This is a genomic window from Salinivibrio siamensis (genome assembly GCF_001996005.1).
GTDB lineage: Bacteria > Pseudomonadota > Gammaproteobacteria > Enterobacterales > Vibrionaceae > Salinivibrio > Salinivibrio siamensis.
On sequence record NZ_MUFB01000059.1, the window covers coordinates 1 to 1,031 of the forward strand.

The 1,031-nt window shown below is 47.0% G+C and carries 5 tRNA genes and 1 rRNA gene; all 6 read left to right on the forward strand.

Annotated features, from left to right (window positions below):
* Positions 1-47: 47 nt before the first annotated feature.
* Positions 48-123: transfer RNA gene (locus BZG73_RS15880), tRNA-Glu, on the forward strand.
* A gap of 2 nt (positions 124-125) precedes the next feature.
* Positions 126-201, forward strand: a tRNA-Lys gene (locus tag BZG73_RS15885).
* A 12-nt stretch (positions 202-213) separates the two neighbouring features.
* Positions 214-289 (forward strand) — tRNA-Ala (locus BZG73_RS15890).
* Between the two features lie 12 nt (positions 290-301).
* Positions 302-377 (forward strand) — tRNA-Val (locus BZG73_RS15895).
* 34 nt (positions 378-411) lie between these two features.
* Positions 412-487: transfer RNA gene (locus tag BZG73_RS15900), tRNA-Ala, on the forward strand.
* A 346-nt stretch (positions 488-833) separates the two neighbouring features.
* Positions 834-1,031, forward strand: a 23S ribosomal RNA gene (locus BZG73_RS15905); the annotation flags it as partial.

Below are 1,031 nucleotides of genomic sequence, written 5' to 3' on the forward strand. Positions count from 1 at the left end.
GTATTAAAGAGGTATTAAAGAGGATATGTTCCCAAACATATCAGCGTGTCCCATTCGTCTAGAGGCCTAGGACACCGCCCTTTCACGGCGGTAACAGGGGTTCGACTCCCCTATGGGACGCCATTGGGTTGTTAGCTCAGTTGGTAGAGCAGTTGACTTTTAATCAATTGGTCACAGGTTCGAATCCTGTACAACCCACCATTTCTCAGACGCGGGGCTATAGCTCAGCTGGGAGAGCGCTTGCATGGCATGCAAGAGGTCGGCGGTTCGATCCCGCCTAGCTCCACCAAGTCTGAAAGATGGGCGATTAGCTCAGTTGGGAGAGCACCTCCCTTACAAGGAGGGGGTCACTGGTTCGAGCCCGGTATCGCCCACCATTTTCTCTGCAAGAGAAAAGCACTACAACAAAATGGGGCTATAGCTCAGCTGGGAGAGCGCCTGCCTTGCACGCAGGAGGTCAGCAGTTCGATCCTGCTTAGCTCCACCATTTTACTCTTTGTTTTTACAGCAGTTGACGCCTGTTGCGATGAGTGCTGTCTGAAAGCAAAAAATAAAGTGGTTTATCGTATTGATAAATACACATGCTCTTTAACAATCTGGAAAGCTGACAAGTCATTCTTAAAGAATGACAGTAAAGTTCTCAATCAGTGACAGAAATGTCACTCACACAATCAAGTGTGCTTGGGCTTTGTCTTAGTGATAAGCAAAGTCTCTATTTTGAGTCCGGCAAAAACAAAACCTTAATTAGTTGATGATTCAACACTGAGTGGTTTTGCGACGCAGATTTCTTTTTTAGACAATCTCGCCGTAAATAAAACCTCTTGGGGTTGTATGGTTAAGTGATTAAGCGTAGACGGTGGATGCCTTGGCAGTCAGAGGCGATGAAGGACGTACTAACCTGCGAAAAGCGATGGTGAGCTGGTAAGAAGCATTTGAGCCATCGATGTCCGAATGGGGAAACCCACCTGCATAAGCAGGTATCTTAGTGTGAATACATAGCGCTAAGAGGCGAACTCGGGGAACTGAAACAT